Annotated in this window: 20 protein-coding genes and 1 pseudogene; 17 read left to right on the top strand and 4 right to left on the bottom strand. The window is 41.4% G+C overall.

Annotated elements, in window-relative coordinates; translation table 11 throughout:
* Positions 1-123: 123 nt before the first annotated feature.
* The 4 genes and pseudogenes from H5201_RS03625 to H5201_RS03610 all read left to right on the top strand — a co-directional run.
* Positions 124-834 (top strand): annotated as a pseudogene (locus H5201_RS03625) (IS3 family transposase); the annotation flags it as partial.
* Positions 824-1,441, top strand: a complete 618-nt coding sequence (locus H5201_RS03620; RefSeq protein WP_182761393.1) for a hypothetical protein — start codon at positions 824-826, stop codon at positions 1,439-1,441. The pseudogene H5201_RS03625 and the gene H5201_RS03620, both read left to right, overlap by 11 nt.
* 36 nt (positions 1,442-1,477) lie before the next feature.
* The gene (locus H5201_RS23440) at positions 1,478-2,875 is read left to right on the top strand and encodes an RHS repeat-associated core domain-containing protein (RefSeq protein WP_182783741.1); all 1,398 of its coding nucleotides are present in this window, start codon (positions 1,478-1,480) and stop codon (positions 2,873-2,875) included.
* The gene (locus H5201_RS03610) at positions 2,872-3,366 is read left to right on the top strand and encodes a hypothetical protein (protein ID WP_182761392.1); all 495 of its coding nucleotides are present in this window, start codon (positions 2,872-2,874) and stop codon (positions 3,364-3,366) included. Before H5201_RS23440 ends, H5201_RS03610 begins: the two co-directional genes overlap by 4 nt.
* Positions 3,367-3,466: 100 nt before the next feature.
* On the opposite strand, the gene H5201_RS03605 is transcribed toward H5201_RS03610, so the two are convergent.
* From H5201_RS03605 to H5201_RS03595, 3 genes are read right to left on the bottom strand one after another with little or no spacing between them, the layout of a single operon-like run.
* Positions 3,467-4,654, bottom strand: a complete 1,188-nt coding sequence (locus H5201_RS03605) for a VWA domain-containing protein (protein ID WP_182783739.1) — start codon at positions 4,652-4,654, stop codon at positions 3,467-3,469.
* Between the two features lies 1 nt (position 4,655).
* The gene (locus tag H5201_RS03600) at positions 4,656-5,504 is read right to left on the bottom strand and encodes a MoxR family ATPase (RefSeq protein WP_182761390.1); all 849 of its coding nucleotides are present in this window, start codon (positions 5,502-5,504) and stop codon (positions 4,656-4,658) included.
* A gap of 51 nt (positions 5,505-5,555) precedes the next feature.
* Positions 5,556-5,795 (bottom strand): DUF1653 domain-containing protein, encoded by a 240-nt coding sequence (locus H5201_RS03595; protein ID WP_182767256.1) that lies wholly within the window; start codon positions 5,793-5,795, stop codon positions 5,556-5,558.
* A 60-nt stretch (positions 5,796-5,855) separates the two neighbouring features.
* On the opposite strand from H5201_RS03595, the gene H5201_RS03590 reads away from it, so the two are divergent.
* The 11 genes from H5201_RS03590 to rpoS all read left to right on the top strand — a co-directional run bounded on the left by H5201_RS03590 (position 5,856) and on the right by rpoS (position 13,508).
* Entirely contained in the window at positions 5,856-6,338 is a 483-nt protein-coding gene (locus tag H5201_RS03590; RefSeq protein WP_182761389.1) for a DUF2947 domain-containing protein, read from the top strand.
* 90 nt (positions 6,339-6,428) lie between these two features.
* Positions 6,429-7,058 (top strand): hypothetical protein, encoded by a 630-nt coding sequence (locus tag H5201_RS03585; protein WP_182731534.1) that lies wholly within the window; start codon positions 6,429-6,431, stop codon positions 7,056-7,058.
* Between the two features lie 61 nt (positions 7,059-7,119).
* Positions 7,120-7,410 carry a cell division protein FtsB gene (gene ftsB, locus H5201_RS03580; RefSeq protein WP_145235264.1) on the top strand — a complete coding sequence of 97 codons (291 nt, stop codon included), beginning with the start codon at positions 7,120-7,122 and terminating at the stop codon, positions 7,408-7,410.
* Positions 7,400-8,101 (top strand): 2-C-methyl-D-erythritol 4-phosphate cytidylyltransferase, encoded by a 702-nt coding sequence (gene ispD / locus H5201_RS03575; protein ID WP_182761388.1) that lies wholly within the window; start codon positions 7,400-7,402, stop codon positions 8,099-8,101. Before ftsB ends, ispD begins: the two co-directional genes overlap by 11 nt.
* The gene (gene ispF, locus H5201_RS03570; RefSeq protein ID WP_182761387.1) at positions 8,098-8,580 is read left to right on the top strand and encodes a 2-C-methyl-D-erythritol 2,4-cyclodiphosphate synthase; all 483 of its coding nucleotides are present in this window, start codon (positions 8,098-8,100) and stop codon (positions 8,578-8,580) included. Before ispD ends, ispF begins: the two co-directional genes overlap by 4 nt.
* Positions 8,577-9,626: a tRNA pseudouridine(13) synthase TruD gene (gene truD / locus H5201_RS03565; RefSeq protein ID WP_182783737.1), complete on the top strand. Its 1,050-nt coding sequence runs from the start codon at positions 8,577-8,579 to the stop codon at positions 9,624-9,626. The genes ispF and truD overlap by 4 nt, the downstream gene beginning before the upstream one ends.
* The gene (gene surE, locus H5201_RS03560) at positions 9,607-10,371 is read left to right on the top strand and encodes a 5'/3'-nucleotidase SurE (protein WP_145235272.1); all 765 of its coding nucleotides are present in this window, start codon (positions 9,607-9,609) and stop codon (positions 10,369-10,371) included. The genes truD and surE overlap by 20 nt, the downstream gene beginning before the upstream one ends.
* Positions 10,361-10,999, top strand: a complete 639-nt coding sequence (locus tag H5201_RS03555; protein ID WP_145235274.1) for a protein-L-isoaspartate(D-aspartate) O-methyltransferase — start codon at positions 10,361-10,363, stop codon at positions 10,997-10,999. The genes surE and H5201_RS03555 overlap by 11 nt, the downstream gene beginning before the upstream one ends.
* A 9-nt stretch (positions 11,000-11,008) precedes the next feature.
* Complete coding sequence (locus H5201_RS03550) at positions 11,009-11,587, top strand: YqaA family protein (protein WP_182761386.1); 579 nt, start codon at positions 11,009-11,011, stop codon at positions 11,585-11,587.
* A gap of 40 nt (positions 11,588-11,627) precedes the next feature.
* Complete coding sequence (locus H5201_RS03545; RefSeq protein ID WP_182761385.1) at positions 11,628-12,452, top strand: peptidoglycan DD-metalloendopeptidase family protein; 825 nt, start codon at positions 11,628-11,630, stop codon at positions 12,450-12,452.
* Positions 12,453-12,512: 60 nt separating this feature from the next.
* On the top strand, positions 12,513-13,508 hold the full coding sequence (gene rpoS / locus H5201_RS03540) for an RNA polymerase sigma factor RpoS (protein ID WP_145235280.1): 996 nt from the start codon (positions 12,513-12,515) through the stop codon (positions 13,506-13,508).
* Between the two features lie 100 nt (positions 13,509-13,608).
* On the opposite strand, the gene mutS is transcribed toward rpoS, so the two are convergent.
* Positions 13,609-16,179 carry a DNA mismatch repair protein MutS gene (mutS, locus tag H5201_RS03535; RefSeq protein ID WP_182739731.1) on the bottom strand — a complete coding sequence of 857 codons (2,571 nt, stop codon included), beginning with the start codon at positions 16,177-16,179 and terminating at the stop codon, positions 13,609-13,611.
* 21 nt (positions 16,180-16,200) lie between these two features.
* On the opposite strand from mutS, the gene H5201_RS03530 reads away from it, so the two are divergent.
* Together H5201_RS03530 and recA are read left to right on the top strand one after the other, a co-directional pair.
* Complete coding sequence (locus H5201_RS03530; protein WP_145235284.1) at positions 16,201-16,689, top strand: CinA family protein; 489 nt, start codon at positions 16,201-16,203, stop codon at positions 16,687-16,689.
* 68 nt (positions 16,690-16,757) lie between these two features.
* Complete coding sequence (gene recA / locus H5201_RS03525; protein ID WP_145235287.1) at positions 16,758-17,804, top strand: recombinase RecA; 1,047 nt, start codon at positions 16,758-16,760, stop codon at positions 17,802-17,804.
* Positions 17,805-17,830 lie beyond the last annotated feature (26 nt).

Raw genomic sequence — 17,830 nt, 5'->3', positions numbered from 1 at the left:
CGACGGCGAGATTATTTGGAAGGACTAGCCTATTTCGTACAGGTAGTAGTGCAAATCGATTGGAAAAATATGGATGTGAGTGATGTAATTGAAACTTAATAATTATTTTTGGGGATCCCTTAGGTCAAAAAGGCTTTTGACAACAGCAAAGGCCGTGATGGTTCAAGGCGCATCCAGAAAGAGCTGGCAGAGAACGGTGATAGCCGTAATGTTAAAACCATTGCCGCTAGTATGAAGCGTCAGGATTTAACGCCGAAAGCGGCACGTAAGTTTAGGTGCACTACGGATAGCAAACATAAAATGCCAGTTGCTCCGAACCTGCTGGCTCAGGATTTTAACGCGGAGGCTCCGAATCAAAAGTGGGCGGGAGACATCACCTATGTTGCGACAAGTGAAGGCTGGCTGTATTTGGCGGTAATTATTGACCTTTATTCAAGGCAAGTAGTCGGCTGGTCTATGGATACCAGAATGACCGCAACACTGGTCTGCGATGCATTATCAATGGCCTTGTTCCGTCGTGGGTTCCCTGAGCAGGTGATCGTTCATAGTGACCGAGGTAGTCAGTACTGCTCAAAAGATTATCGAGACATCATAACCGCTTATAATCTAAAGCAAAGTATGAGTAGGAAAGGAAACTGCTGGGATAATGCTTGTGTTGAGAGCTTCTTCCATTCAATGAAGGTTGAAGCGATCCAATATGAGCCGATCATGACGCGAGACGAGATGCGTCAAACGCTCTTTGAATACATCGAGGTTGATTATAATCGGACAAGAAGGCACAGTGCTCTCGGGTATCTAAGTCCAGTTAACTTTGAAAATAAAAATGTCGCTTAATGAAGTGTCCAGTCTGGCTGGAGCAGATCAAAATGGTGTCGGACAGTTAACTAAAGTTACTGATTCTACAGGAATTACAGAGTATTTTTATACACCACATGGTGAGATAAAAGAAACAAAACACCTACCAACTGGCACAGACTTTGTACAGATCGTTAAATATAACTATAACAATGTTGGTGATTTATCGCAGCAAACATACCCAAGTGGAATGATTGTAAATTATAGTTATAACTCTATAGGGAATATAATTAGCGTTACTGCTCAAAAAAATAACACAAGCAATATTATTGCAACTAATCTTGATTACTTACCTTATGGCCCTTTAAGTCATTTAGAGTACGGAAATAGCCTAACCCTAGAACAAGGCTATGATAATGCTTATCGGCTGACTAATAAAAAGGTGACTGATACATTTGATAAAAAATATATTTATAACTACCTTAATATTCAGTCAATTGATGACTTATTGCATTCGAGTTTATCGCAAAGTTATGAATATGATTTGATTGATAGGTTAACAAACGCACAAGGCCGCTACGGTGACTTAAGCTACACTTACGACAGTATTAGCAATCGCACAAACAAAGTAGTTAATTCGGTATAAATACCATACACCTACAGCGATGGCGTATTAAACAGCGTGAATGGCGTAAATAGATCATATGATGCTATAGGAAATACGCTTAATGATGGCACAAGAACCTATCAGCACAATCAAGCTGGGCGTTTAATAAAAACTAAATCCGGTACAGTTGAATATGACTACCAATATAATTTTCTTGGTCAACGAACTAACAAACAATGGCAAACAGCTAACTCAAATCAAAACGACCACTGCAAAGTAGTTGAAGTCATTAAAAATGTGAAGGTTCGGTCTGAGCCTGATAAAAACAGTACAAAAGTTGGCTATATAAAAGTCGGGCAAAAGTATGTTGAAACCGGCCTGCAAGGAAATTGGCGACGTATTTGGTATCAAAATGAGCAACGTTGGGTATACGGAAGAGGATATTTAGAGGGATCTATAGAGCAATGTTTTGAAATTGCAAATACTAGAACAGGCAATGTTAATGTCAGAGCAAGTAATACCAGTAGCTCTGAGAAAAGAGGTACAGCACCAGAGGGTTCTATGTGGGTTTTAGATAACTCTCAAGGTGATTGGCTTAGCTTTTGGTATGGTGCAGAGCTCAGTTTTGTTCATAGTAATTATGCTGTTATAGATGAAAAAAACAGTAGTAATCAACGTTATTATCAATATGATTCATCAGGTATGTTAATTGCGGAATTGGATGGCAGTGGTAAACCGTTAATTGAATATATCTATTTAAATGGTAAGCGTATCGCATTTGTAACAGCGGATGAAATTTATTACATCCATACTAACCATTTAGATGCGCCTGTTGCAATAACTAACAGTAATGGCGAACCTGTTTGGACTGGTTACTATACACCTTTTGGTAAGTTAGTTGAAACTAAAAATGAGCTCTCAGAAGAAATGGCATTACACTTCCCTGGTCAATATGCCGATGCTGAAGCCGGTTTATATTACAACTACTTTAGGGATTACGATCCCGAATTGGGGAGATACATTCAGTCTGACCCGATTGGTTTAGCGGGTGGCATTAATACTTACGAGTATGTTAGTGGTAATCCGGTGAGCTTTATAGATCCATTCGGTTTAGCAAAAATATGTACAAGACCGTTAAATGGATTTAAAGGCTTTAGAACTAGTGGCGTATCAAACACTAATATAGGAATTTTTCATGAGCAGATTTTGTATAAGGATGGAACCAATAGTGGCTTTTCTGGTGATGGGTTGTTCGCTGATGGGTTCGCTTATACAGACTCTGAGACAAGTGCATATTCTTGCAAAAGCAAAGAATATGATGATGCTTTAATGAAAAAAGCAGAAGCTCGCGCTCAAATTTCATTTGACATGAAAAACTATAATGTTGTAGCTAATAACTGTCAGGATTACGTTGATGAAGTAATAAAACAATATTACAACGTGCTCGCTGATAAACAGAGAATGCAACGGTGAAAATAAAATATATTACACCAATATTGATTTTGTTGTTAATAATGGTACATCCTTTAAATATATATGCCAAATGGCATTTAAAAACATTTTCTGGTGGTTTTGTTTATACACTATTAAACTTAACTTATGTTCCGTATGACTATTATCGGCAAATAGGGGAAGTTTGGGTTGATACAGATGAAAGTAGAACCGAGTATTTAAATCTAAAGCATCGCTATAAAGGAAATTATGGAGTTTATATCGCTAGTGAAGCCGTTCGAAATAAAAATCATACTTTTTCGGCAACAATGAATTGTTTAGATAAAGCAATTGAGCTGGAATCTAGTTTTAGTAATCTTACTGATTTAAATAGAGAAAAAGCTACTTCACTATTAATTGGAATGTATAGCGTAGGTGATGAATTTTCTAGTGAAATTAAATGCTCAATATCAATTAGCGAGAAAACACAGGGCCAGTTTTTTGTCTTTGTTAAGAAGTTGATACATTACTAATAAAAGAAAAGTTGTTTGAATCTAAAGCCTCACTAGCCGACGCTGTTAGGCAAATTAACAATAGAAAGATTAAACTTCTCAGGATTGAGCCACATTAGTTTCAACTCAGCTCTTTAATCGCATTACTTATGCCATCTAAACTCAGTGGGTACATGCGGTTGTTCATTAGCTGCTTTATAAAATCAATTGATTGATAGTAACGCCAGTGTTCAACCGGTTGTGGGTTGAGCCAGGCGACTTTATCAAAGTGATTAGTGATACGGGCAAGCCAAACACTGCCGGGCTCTTCGTTGTAGTGTTCCACTGAGCCGCCGGGGTAGGCAATTTCATACGGGCCCATAGTGGCGTCGCCAACAAAGATCACTTTATAGTCACTAGTGAATTTGTTGATCAGCGTCATAGTGTCGATGACGTTGGAATGGCGGCGCTGATTATCTTGCCATACGTGTTCGTATAAACAGTTATGGAAGTAGTAAAATTCTAAGTGTTTAAACTCGCTATGCGCGGCGCTAAATAATTCTTCACAGGTGTGAATATAGTCATCCATTGAGCCGCCAATATCAAACAGCATCAATACTTTTACCGCGTTGTGGCGCTCTGGTGCCATTTTTACATCCAGCATGCCGCCTTGTTTGGCGGTAGCACGAATGGTCTCGTTTAAATCGAGGGTGTCACTGGCGCCAGTGCGAGCAAACTTGCGCAGTTTTTTAAGGGCGAGCTTAATAGTGCGTGAGCCAATTTCACGATCGGAATCTAGGTTACGGTATTCGCGTTTATCCCATACTTTTACTGCTTGGCGATTGCGGTTGCCGTCTTGACCAATGCGCACGCCCTCAGGGTTATAGCCATACGCGCCAAATGGCGATGTACCACCCGTGCCCACCCATTTATTGCCACCAGCGTGGCGTTTTTGTTGTTCTTCTAGGCGCTCTTTGAGGGTTTTCATTAGCTCATCAAGGCCGCCCATGGCTTTAAGTTGGGCTTTTTCTTCATCGGTTAGGTGTTTTTCAAACTCTTTGCGCAGCCAATCTTCAGGTAAGTTGTGCTGCTGTTTTAAGCTCTCGAGTAAGTCGATATCGGCAATGCCGCTAAAGTAATCAGCAAACGCTTTATCAAACCTGTCAAAGTGGGTTTCGTCTTTAACCATTATGGTAAGGGCTAAATAATAAAATCCGTCAACATCGGCAAATACCGCGCCTTTTTTTAGCGCGTTGATCAAATCAAGCAGCTCGCGCAAACTAACAGGTAAACGGTATTCACGCAGTTTGAAGAAAAACGCAACCAACATCTTAACGGCGACTCATAAAGGCAAGTTTTTCAATTAAGCTGATATCTTGTTCATTTTTAAGTAGTGCGCCAAACATTGGCATTAAACCGCCTTTTTGAGTTTTGTCATGCAGAGTTTTTGCATCGATGTCTTCAGCCATAAGCAGTTTTAACCAATCAAGTAACTCGCTGGTGGAAGGCTTTTTCTTAATGCCGTTGACTTCACGTAGATTAAAAAATACTTCTAGCGCTTGGCGAACTAAATCTTGTTTTACGTGTGGGTGGTGAACATCGATAATTTGCTGCATTTCGTCACTAGATGGAAAATCAATGTAATGGAAAAAACAACGGCGTAAAAAGGCATCGGGCAGTTCTTTTTCGTTGTTTGAGGTGATGATCACAATAGGGCGTTGTTTTGCGATTACACGCTCACCGGTTTCATAAACATGAAATTCCATTTTATCGAGTTCTAATAGTAAGTCGTTCGGGAATTCGATGTCGGCTTTGTCTATTTCATCAATTAATAATACCGGACATTTGTTATGTTCTTCACCATAGGTAAATGCCTGCCACAACTTGCCTTTAATAATATAGTTGCCAATGTCGTTTACCCGGGCATCACCTAATTGGCTGTCGCGTAGGCGTGATACCGCATCGTATTCATATAAGCCTTGCTGCGCTTTAGTGGTCGATTTGATATGCCATTGGATAAGTGTGGTGTCTAAGCTTTTAGCCAACTCCTCAGCCAGCATGGTTTTACCTGTGCCGGGCTCGCCTTTGATCAAAAGTGGCTTTTCCAGCAAAATAGCCGCATTAACCGCTTGTTTTAACGCTGAACTTGCGATGTAGTTATCAGTAGAATTAAATTGCACGTAAATACCTATCTGGTCTGAGCAGTAAACAATATGCCTATCATGCCATAGTTAATCGGCTTCACCAAGGTAGCTAAAGCGTGGAATAATTTGGCCGTCTTTTTCAATCGTTTCGCTAAACATACTAAGCGGTCTTGCCCAAATGCCAAACTCACCATACAAGGCTTGGTAAATAACTAATTGTTCGTCTGTTTCACTGTGAGTGGCGACGTACAGAACTTTGTACTTTGGGCCTTTGTAGTGTTGGTATATGCCTGATTTGAGGGTATGTGGTTTTATTGCTGTAGTCATGTTTTGATCTCTTGTATAATTTGTCTTTGCACTTTTAATGCTAACTAATTTGCCAATACTATGAACTATATTTCGTTAGATGATTACAAAAAAGCGTGGGTTTTTCGTCATAAAGATGCGCCAGTAACAGAACAAGACCTTGCCTTAATTAAACCTATGAGCCATGAGCGTGCCGCTGTTTTATGGAGCACCATGGTGAGCCGTGAACATGACCATCCTGATTTTTTTGAAAAAACAGACTGGTGTGGTAACGAAGACAATTTCTCGCAAATTATTCACTGGGAAGCAGCATGGGAAGCCGGCGCTGAGCAACTGCCAGCTGAGATCCTTGCGCACTTAGGTTGGCAGGCTAATACTACAGTGTATTTTTGTATCGCCCGCGATAATATTATCGAAACCAGCTTTGATGTGTTTAAACGCAATTGGCAAAATTTTATGTTTTTAGCTGATGGTAGTCTGTTATTAGGTAAGAAACGTGATGAAGTAGTGCAGTTTTTAGAAACTGGCGATGCTAAATTAGGTATAAAGTCACAAGTTAAGTAACCTGAGCTTTGCTTTTGTAAAGAGCAGAGCTTAAAAAGCAGTCAATACTGTGCTATAAAACAAGCAACTAGATGTTTTAGAGTATGATCGTTGGCTGCAAGCGACCCCTTTCAACAAGTCGATATTTGGCAATCAGATACACAACGTGTGCTATATGCACAGTTGTGCAATGCTTTTTATGCGCGGGAAATAGGTCAATTAGTTGTTGAAGTTAATGAACAGCGTTTACGCAAGCGATTAAAAAGTCTTCCTTATTATATAGAACGCGCAGCAACGGCCGTGGTAAATGGTCAAGTTCCTTTTCAGTTAGATCCGCACAATGGCTGTTGGCTTGATAAGCAAAAAGCTCAGCCTCCCAACGCAAAAAATAATGATGATTTTTATCAAACACATAAAAATGTAGGTTTAATTGTTCCGCTTTTACTCAATAGCGCAAATCAAACCCGTGTTGCAATAGACAGCATCGACCAAGTAAGCGACAATAAACTTCATTGTAATGAGCATGGTTGGTTTGACTGCCAAGGTCAGCCGCTTGAAGGGCAGTCGGTGGTGTTATTAAAGCCCACAAAGGCAACAATGGCCGCTGCTTGTTGTGGCCATCAGTGGTCTTTTGATAAACGCACTACACCGCGAACGTTATCACTGAGAGAAATGCTGCTAGCAGGCAATATCAATTGGCGTAATTTAAAACGTCCCCATGTTCGAGTTAAAAAAATATAATACCAGTAGCCTTAATCGCATTATAAATTTGTACTGGTAGAGTAAAATCAAGGAGTGTTTAATGCGACTGTTTCAATTCACGCTGCTGTGCTTAGCGTTATTTGTACAATATCGATTATGGTTTGGCCACAACGGTGTACAAGATTATAGTCGTTTAAAAGCTGCTGTTACTTCACATCACGATACTAATGCTCAATTGATCAAACGTAATAAAGTGCTTAAAGCCGATATTGAAGATTTAAAGCTTGGTCAAGAAGGTGTGGAAGAGCGCGCTCGAAATGAATTAGGGATGATCAAACCCGGCGAAACATTTATTCGTGTTTTACCTGGGCAGCAACAAAATGACAACTAATTATACCCTTGCAGCCATAGTCCCAGCCGCTGGCGTGGGAAGCCGAATGCAACATAGCGCACCGAAGCAATACATTCGCTTGGCTGGTAAAACAATTCTTGAACATACACTTGCTAAACTAGCGCAACTCAAACAGTTAACGACTATTGTAGTAGCCGTCAGCGATGATGATCCTTATTTTGCTGCGCTGGAGTTTATTGATCAGCGCATTGTCCGTGCAAGTGGCGGCAAAGAGCGAGCAGACTCGGTACTTAATGGCTTATTAGCGCTTGCAGATAACCCGCCTGATTGGGTGTTAGTGCATGATGCGGCAAGGCCACTGGTTACGCTGGCTGATATTGAGTGCTTACTTAGTGAATGTATTAACGCTGATGAGGGCGGTATATTAGCAAGCAAAGTGAAAGATACCATTAAGCGCGGTGCAACTCATAGCCAACAAACAGTGCCACGGGATGACTTATGGCAGGCGTTGACCCCGCAATTATTTAAGTACCACGATTTAACGCAGGCATTGCAAACTGCGCTTGCTCAGCAGGTTACGATCACCGACGAAGCATCGGCAATAGAATGGGCGAATAAGCCCGTAAAGCTAGTGGCTGGGCGTAGCGATAATATTAAAATAACCACTCCAGAAGATTTAGATTTAGCCAACTTTTTACTCCAAAAACAACACAGTGAGAATGCATCATGATTCGTATAGGCCATGGCTTCGATGTCCATAAATTTGGTGGCGAAGGCCCGTTAACTATTTGTGGTGAAAAGATTGCTTACCCACAAGGCTTTTTAGCGCACTCTGATGGTGATGTTGCGATCCATGCACTATGCGATGCTATTTTAGGCTCATTAGCAATGGGCGATATTGGCAAGCACTTTCCTGATACCGCCATTGAATATGAGAATATAGATAGCCGTATTTTATTACGCCATGTTGTTGATTTAGCTAAGCAGCAAGGCTATGTACTGGGTAATGCGGATGTAACGATAGTAGCGCAAGCGCCAAAAATGCTGCCGCATATTCAAGCCATGCGTAAGAATTTAGCCGCTGATTTAAATGCTGAACTGGACCAGGTAAATGTCAAAGCAACAACCACTGAAAAGCTCGGTTTTGAAGGGCGAAAAGAAGGTATTTCAAGTCATGCAGTGGTTATCATGAGCAAGCAATCACTATGAGCGAGTTAAATTATTTATACGGTGCACCACTATCTAAAGCTGATTTTAAAACCTGCGCTGAAGATTTTATGGTGGACGAAGACTTAGGCATCGAATTTACCGGCAGTGGTGAACACGTCTGTTTACAGGTCGTTAAAAAAGGCGAAAATACCCAATACGTTGCTAAATTACTTGCCCAAAAAGCGGGGATTTCGCCACGTGATGTCAGCTTCGCTGGTATGAAAGATCGCCACGGAGTATGTAGTCAGTGGTTTAGTGTGCCAGTACCCATTAAAAAAGACATTGATTTTACTGAGCTAAACAGTGAATCACTGTTTATCATTGCTCAGCAACGGCATAATCGTAAGCTGCGGACTGGCTGCCACAAAGGTAATAAATTCAGCATTATTCTGCGTAATGTAACTCATCCGTTAGACATTCTTTGTCGTATCAACGCGGTACGCGCCGGGGTGCCTAACTATTTTGGCGAACAACGCTTTGGTCACGATGGTCATAATTTAGTGATGGCTAAAAAGATGTTTGCCGGTGAGCGCATTCGTGACAAAAAACTACGTGGTTTAATTATCTCTGCTGCACGTTCTTATGTGTTTAATCAAATAGTGAATTTGCGTGTTGCTGAGCACGGCTTAGCTAAAACCATGCACCGTGAAGTGTTTATGCTCAGTGGTAGCAATGCATTTTTTGAAGATGCCATTAGCGATGAAAATATCGCTCGTCTTGCCTCTGGCGATATTATGATGTCTGCGCCATTGGTCGGCACTAGCGAAAAAGGTCTCACCGAACAAGAAAAAATATGGCTAGAGCCGTATCAAGATTGGTGTGAAGGGCTTGGTAAGTTAGGGCTGAAAAATGAGCGCAGAATGTTGCGTTTGATCCCACAAGATTTAACCGTTGAAACGATTGATGAAACTACCATTAAATTGAGCTTTGGTTTACCCAAAGGCACCTTTGCCACGGCATTGTTACGTGAGCTGGTGGATTACACAGATGCAAGCCCACGAGTACATAAAGAACAGGACGCTGAAAATGAAAATTCTTCTAAGTAACGATGATGGTGTTAATGCAAAAGGTATTGCAGTGTTGTATCAGGCATTGACGCAAATTGCAGACGTAACGTTAGTTGCACCTGATCGCAATTGCAGTGGCGCAAGTAACTCACTGACGCTACTTAATCCACTGCGTGCTACCACGCTAGATAACGGGTTTATTTCGGTCAATGGTACGCCCACTGATTGTGTACATTTGGGCGTGAATGAATTACTTAATGAAAAGCCCGATTTAGTTGTGGCTGGCATTAATCATGGCGCGAATTTAGGTGACGATACTTTGTACTCAGGGACTGTTGCAGCAGCAACCGAAGGACGTCATTTAGGCTTGCCCGCAGTGGCGGTGTCTTTGTGCTCAAAAGAAGGCAATCATTTTGAAACGGCAGCAGCGGTGACTGTCAGCATAATTAAAGAGCTGGCGTCACATCCATTGCCAAAAGATCAAATCATCAACATTAATGTGCCAGATATTCCGTTATCTGAGCTAAAAGGCGTGCAAGTAACGCGTTTAGGTGCGCGTCATAAAGCAGAAACCATGACTAAACAACAAGATCCATGGGGACGAGACATTTATTGGTATGGGGTTTTAGGTGCCGAAAGTGATGCCGGAGAAGGTACAGACTTTTATGCTATCAATAATGGCTATGCATCGGTTACGCCACTAAGTGTTGATATGACTGCGAAAGATAGTTTGGCTGCGGTTGGTGAGTGGCTTAAAACAATGGAGATCAACGGTGCTGGCTAATTATACTCGAAGTGCCCGTGCGCTCGCTGACCTATTACAGCGTGAAGGTGTTGAAGATAAATTGGTACTCAGCGCTATTGCTGATATTCCACGTCATGTATTTGTTGATGATGTACTTAAGCATAAAGCGTATCAAAATACGGCGTTGCCAATAGGTCAAGGACAAACAATTTCACAGCCATATATTGTTGCCCGTATGACCGAGTTACTGCGTTTGGCTGGCGTGCGCGATAAAGTACTTGAGATAGGCACGGGTTCAGGCTATCAAACAGCGGTGCTGGCGAAAACCTTTTCAAAAGTATTTTCGGTAGAACGAATTAAAGCGTTACAATGGCAGGCTAAGCGCCGTTTACATAACCTAGACTTATACAACGTTTCCATGAAACATGGCGATGGTTGGCAAGGCTGGCAGTCACAAGCGCCGTTTGATGGCATCATTGTAACCGCCGCTGCATCGCAAGTCCCGCAGGCATTACTTGATCAACTCAGTGATGGTGGGGTGATGATTGCGCCAATCGGTAATGAAGATCAACAACTGGTTATGGTTGTGCGCGAAGGCGAAAAATTTACTCAACATGTTATTGCGCCAGTTAGATTTGTACCTTTAGTCCCTGGCGACATTGAATAGGAAGTCACTTTGAAATTGTTTACTAAGTTATACGATATGGCATTAGTGTGGGCAAAACATCGCCACGCAGAGCGTTATTTAGCTGGGATGAGTTTTGCTGAATCGGTTATTTTTCCTATTCCACCCGATGTAATGCTCGCGCCGATGTCGCTTGCACAACCGAGCAAAGCATGGCGCTATGCTACTTTTGCTACAGTTGCTTCGGTGCTTGGCGGTATTTTAGGTTATTTGCTCGGATTTTGGTTGTTTGAACCTGTAGTAGAGCCATTAATAGCGCAAATGGGTTGGCAAGAAAAGTTTAATACCGCTTTAAGCTGGTTTAAAGATTATGGCGTATGGGTGGTGTTTTTAGCCGGTTTTTCGCCAATACCCTATAAAGTATTTACTATTGGTGCTGGGCTTTTGCACATGGCGTTTTTACCTTTTTTATTAGCTTCTGCTGTCGGGCGTGGTGCGCGATTCTTTTTAGTTTCAGCGCTAATGAAGTGGGGCGGAGTAAAAATGGAGCAAAAATTACGTCAATATATTGAGGTACTTGGCTGGGGGGTAGTGATTTTAGTGGTGGTTGCATACTTTTTATTACGTTAAGCATCTAAATAACTACTTTTAGCACAAGGAGCAAAACACCATGAATAAACAGTACGTCTTCTATGTTACTTTATTTACAAGTGTTTTGCTCAGTGCCTGCTCATCTCGACATGCCCCCGCTCCGGTCAGTAGTTTAAATACCAGTGTTAAACCTTATACTAGTAAAGTAAATATTAATGGTGACCGCTACACGGTTAAAAAAGGTGATACGTTATACTCGATAGCCTTTAGCGCCCAGCAAGATTTCCGCACGTTGGCAAAAAATAATGGCATACCAGCCCCTTACATAATCCAACCGGGGCAAACAATTTCTTTTAAAAATGTACCTGAAAAAATAAAAAAGCATAAAAAATATACGAAACCGAGTAAAAAGTCTACAAGTGACATACAAAAAAATAACAAAAAATTAAAGAAAGAGCTTGATCAGCCAAAACAACGAGAGTATGTTCAAAAACAAGCCAATAGGAAAATTAGTAAAAATAACAGTTTGTCCTCGACCCAAGTTAAGTGGTCGTGGCCAGCTAAAGGAACAGTAACTCAGCGTTTTTCAACCAAGGAAAGCGGTTATAAAGGGTTACAAATTACTAATAAAAAAGGTGTCGCTGTTTTTGCCGCAGCACAAGGGACTGTAGTTTATGCGGGTAATGCACTTAGAGGATACGGTAATTTAATTATTTTGAAACATAATGATGATTATCTTAGTGCCTATGCACATAACTCTAAGTTGCTAGTTAAAGAAAAACAGGATGTGAAAGCTGGGCAAAAAATAGCCGAGATTGGCAGTTCAGACTCTGAAGTGACGGCATTGCGTTTTGAAATCCGTTACCGAGGACAAGCTGTTAATCCTGAGAAGTATTTGCCTTAGCTATCGGTCGGGTATTGATCATAGTGATATAAGATCACTTGTTTGCTTGAGGGTACGCTCATGGGTAACACAGCAAAAATAGAAAAAACGAAAGATGCGATTGATGATAAATTTGATGATATAGCTGTCGCTGATACAGACTCTGAATTATTAGATGACGTCGATAAAGATGATGATAAAGAAGATGAAATATTTGCCAAAGAGGAAATCACTAAGAATTTAGATGCGACTCAGCTGTATTTAGGTGAAATTGGTTTTTCGCCATTATTAAGTGCTGAAGAAGAAGTCTTTTTTGCTCGCAAAGCATTAAAAGGCTGTAGCGCTTCTCGTAAACGAATGATTGAAAGTAATTTACGTTTAGTTGTTAAAATCGCCCGCCGTTATAATAATCGTGGCCTTGCGTTACTTGATTTAATTGAAGAAGGTAATCTTGGTTTGATCCGCGCCGTTGAAAAATTTGATCCTGAACGTGGTTTTAGATTTTCGACCTATGCGACTTGGTGGATCCGTCAAACAATTGAACGCGCCATCATGAATCAAACCCGCACAATTCGCTTACCAATCCATGTAGTGAAAGAACTTAACGTTTATTTACGCACCGCACGTGAACTAACGCAAAAGCTGGACCATGAGCCCACTGCCGAAGAAATTGCAGCGTGTTTAGACCGACCAGTTGAAGACGTAACTAAAATGCTGCGTTTAAACGAGAAAATCACCTCTGTAGATACACCTATTGGTGGTGAAAACGATAAAGCATTGTTAGATATTATTGCCGATGAAAAAGGCTTTGGCCCGGAAGGCGAAGTACAAAATAATGATATCAATAAGCACATTGTAGACTGGTTAGGTGAGCTTAATCCTAAGCAACGTGAAGTGCTTGCACGTCGTTTTGGTTTGTTAGGTTATGAGCCATCAACGCTTGAAGATGTGGGTCGTGAAATCGGTTTAACGCGTGAACGAGTAAGACAAATTCAAGTAGAAGCACTGCGCCGCTTAAAAGATATTTTGCAGCATGAAGGATTAAGTACTGATAGCTTGTTTGATCAGTTTTCATAATATTGATACAGCAATAGACGCAGCAACACAAACACACACAGAAAATAATTATTAAAAGCTGAGGAGCTAACTCTTCAGCTTTTTTTGTGCTTAAAGCATGCTACAGCAGCGATTTTAGCTTATATAGTAAATCTTGAGCTTGGCGTGGGCTTAAGTTATCTAGGTCAACCTCAGCGAGTTGTGCTTCTACCTGTGATGGTTCAGCTGCAAACAATGATGGCTGTACTGCATTGATATCAGCAGTGACTGGCTGATGATTCTCCAGCATTTTAAGCTTTTGTTTTGCCTGCTTTATAACTGCTTTTGGCACCCCAGCTAAGGCCGCTACTTGCAAGCCAAAACTTTTACTTGCGGCACCATCAAGTACGGTATGCATAAAGGCGATTGTGTCGTTGTGCTCTATCGCATCTAAGTGAACATTCACCAGCCCCGCTTGTTGCTCGGCTAGTTCGGTAAGTTCAAAATAATGGGTTGCGAATAAAGTTTTAGCGGATATTTTTGATGCTAAATGATCCGCTGTTGCATAAGCTAATGATAGACCATCGTAGGTACTCGTCCCTCGGCCAATTTCATCCATTAATACCAGTGACTGCGCGGTAGCATTGTTTAAAATAGTGGCTGTTTCGGTCATTTCGACCATGAAGGTTGAGCGACCTGATGCTAAGTCATCACTGGCGCCAATACGTGTAAATATACGGTCGATATTACCAATCTTAGCGCTGTCTGCTGGTACAAAGCTACCAATGTGTGCCATTAACACAATCAGTGCAGTTTGGCGCATATAGGTTGATTTACCGCCCATATTTGGCCCCGTAATGATCAGCATTTTACGCTGAGCATTAAGCTCTACAGGATTGGCAATGAAAGGGTCTTTCATTACTTGTTCAACAACTGGGTGGCGACCTTGCTTAATACTAATGTCATCGTTATCGCACAGTAGCGGTTTTGCATAGTTCAATGCAATTGCACGCTCGGCAAGGTTATTTAGCACATCTAAATCTGCCAGTGCTGCCGCCATTATTTGTAGCTGTTCAATGTGCGGGGCAATAAATTCAAACAGTTGTTCGTAAAGTTGCTTTTCAAGCGCCAGAGCTTTTGATTGGCTACCTAACACTTTATCTTCATGCTCTTTAAGCTCTGGAATTATATAACGTTCGTTATTTTTAAGCGTTTGGCGACGAATATAATCAGCGGGCACTAAATGTGCGTTGGCACGACTTACTTCAATAAAAAAGCCATGCACACGGTTATAACCGATTTTAAGGGTGCTAATACCGGTGCGTTCACGCTCGCGCTGTTCGAGTTGTTCAAGAATGTCGGTAGCACCTTGGCTGAGTGAACGCCATTCATCGAGTTCACGGTTGTAACCCGGTGCAATTACGCCACCATCACGAATAAGTACCGGTGGGTTTTCAATCACTGCTTGCTCAAGTAATTGCTGTAAATCAGGTAATTCAGGAGATTGCGCGATGATCTGACTAATGCGAGGATCGCTGGCATCGGTTAATAGCTCGTGCAGTGGAGCTAGGGCTTGTAGTGCGCTACGCAGACGGGTTAAATCGCGCGGACGAGCGGTCCACAATGCTAAACGAGCAATAACACGCTCAATATCACCTATTTGTTTTAACGACTCATGTAGCTCACCACACAGCTGTACACCGATAATGGCACTAATCGCATTAAGGCGAGCGTTAAGCTCAGGTTTAGAACGTATTGGTGTATGAATACGACGCTTTAATAGCCGTGAGCCCATCGCTGTTGCTGTTTTATCAAGTACTTGTGCTAAGGTGTTTTCAAAGCCACCAGAGAGGTTAACGGTCAACTCTAAATTTTTACGGGTGGCAGCATCTAAGATTACTGCATGTTCGTTATGTTCTAATGTGATGGCGCGAATATGGGGTAGAGCAATACGTTGCGTGTCTTTCACATATTGCATAAGGCAACCGGCGGCAACTAATGCAGCAGTTGCTTTATTAACCCCAAAACCGACTAAATCTTTGGTGCCAAACTGCTCGCATAACAAATGTTGTGCAGTGTCTAAGTCAAACTCCCATTCAGGACGACGGCGAATACCTTTGATATGCTCAATCAAATGAAAGTTGGCAAAGTCTTCGCTATAGAGTAACTCTGCTGGTGCTAAGCGTTGTAAAGTTGAACTAAATGCTTCTTCAGTATTTACTTCAACAATATTAAAACGGCCTGAGTTAATATCTAAGTAAGCAATGCCATACACGCCTTTTTTACTTTGCCAAACGCTGGTCAGTAAATTATCTTGGCGCTCTTGTAATAGTGCTTCATCAGAAATGGTGCCAGGGGTAACAATGCGTACAACTTTGCGCTCAACAGGTCCTTTGCTGGTTGCAGGGTCGCCTATTTGCTCACAAATAGCGACGGATTCACCCATTTGTACCAAACGAGCTAAATAGTTCTCTACCGCATGATAAGGGACGCCTGCCATAGGAATAGGATCGCCGCCGGCTTTACCACGGTGAGTTTGTGAAATATCAAGCAGTTGTGCTGCACGTTTTGCATCATCAAAAAATAGCTCGTAAAAATCGCCCATGCGATAAAACAGTAAAATATCACGATGCTCAGATTTTATTTTTAGATACTGCTGCATCATCGGAGTTTGTTGACTTATATTGTGCGGTGCATAAAGATCGAACGACATGTATTTACCCAAAGGCTGAATATGGAATTACATCAAGAGATTAAAACACTTGCTGCGCAGTTAGGCGCTATTTTAACGGATAAACGCTTATGGATCACTAGTGCTGAATCATGTACTGGTGGTGGAGTGAGTTATGCGTTAACAGATACCCCTGGCAGCTCGGCTTATATTGACCGTGCATTTGTAACATACAGTAATCAAGCTAAGCAGGATTTACTAGGGGTTACAGAGCAAACCTTAACTTTATACGGCGCAGTGAGTGAGCAAACTGTTTTGCAAATGGCCGCGGGTGCGTGTAAGGCCGCAGGGGCAGATATTTCGGTTGCAGTATCGGGTATTGCAGGTCCAGGTGGTGGCAGTACGGAAAAACCAGTAGGTTTAGTATGGTTTTGTATTCAAATTGGCGAGAAACAGTATCCGAGCCAACAGATATTCGCAGGCGATAGAGCGCAAGTTAGGTTGCAAGCTATTGTTTACTCATTAAAAACCATTATAGAAAAGATAAATTAATAAAATTAGCTTGATACTGTGATTTCATACAGTATACTTGTCTGCATTAGCCGGATTTGGAGAGTAAAATGAACGATAACAAACAAAAAGCGTTGGACGCTGCTTTATCTCAAATTGAACGTCAATTTGGTAAAGGCTCAATAATGAAATTGGGTGACAATAAAGCGTTAGATATTGATGCTATATCAACAGGCTCTCTGGGCATTGATATCGCATTAGGCATAGGTGGTTTACCTATGGGGCGTATTGTTGAGATATATGGCCCTGAATCATCAGGTAAAACAACGCTAACATTACAAGTTATTGCTGAAGCACAAAAAGAAGGTAAAACCTGTGCTTTCGTTGATGCTGAGCATGCACTTGATCCAATTTATGCCCAAAAATTGGGTGTAAATATTGATGAGTTATTAGTTTCACAACCTGATACAGGTGAACAAGCACTTGAAATTTGTGACATGTTAGTACGCTCAAGCGCTGTTGATGTGGTTGTTGTCGATTCGGTTGCGGCATTAACACCGAAAGCTGAAATTGAAGGCGACATGGGTGATTCACACATGGGCCTACAAGCACGTTTAATGTCACAAGCATTACGTAAGCTAACTGGTAATATCAAACGTTCAAACACTTTATGTATTTTCATTAACCAAATCCGTATGAAAATTGGTGTTATGTTTGGTAACCCAGAAACCACTACTGGTGGTAACGCACTTAAATTCTACGCGTCAGTACGTTTAGATATTCGTCGTATCGGTTCTGTTAAAGAGGGCGACGAAGTGGTGGGTAACGAAACCCGCGTTAAAGTGGTGAAAAACAAAGTTGCTCCTCCGTTTAAGCAAGCTGAATTTATCATCATGTATGGTGAAGGCATCTCTAAGCATGGCGAGCTAATTGACTTAGGTGTTAAGCATAAGCTAGTTGAAAAAGCAGGTGCTTGGTATAGCTACAATGGTAGTAAAGTTGGTCAAGGTAAATCAAACTCAATTAAGTTCTTGAAAGAGAACCCTGAGATCTCTAATGAGATTGAAGGTAAGTTACGTGATATGTTGCTATTAAAAGCAACAATTAAGCCTGACGATGTTGAAGATACAGTGTTAGCAGATGATGCTGAGCTTTAAAAGTATTTAATAAGCGCGATTTGACC

The organism is Pseudoalteromonas sp. SG43-6, assembly GCF_014164365.1.
Classification (GTDB): domain Bacteria; phylum Pseudomonadota; class Gammaproteobacteria; order Enterobacterales; family Alteromonadaceae; genus Pseudoalteromonas; species Pseudoalteromonas rhizosphaerae.
The sequence above is the reverse complement of the archived record's forward strand: the minus strand, read 5'-3'. Positions and strand labels throughout refer to the sequence as shown.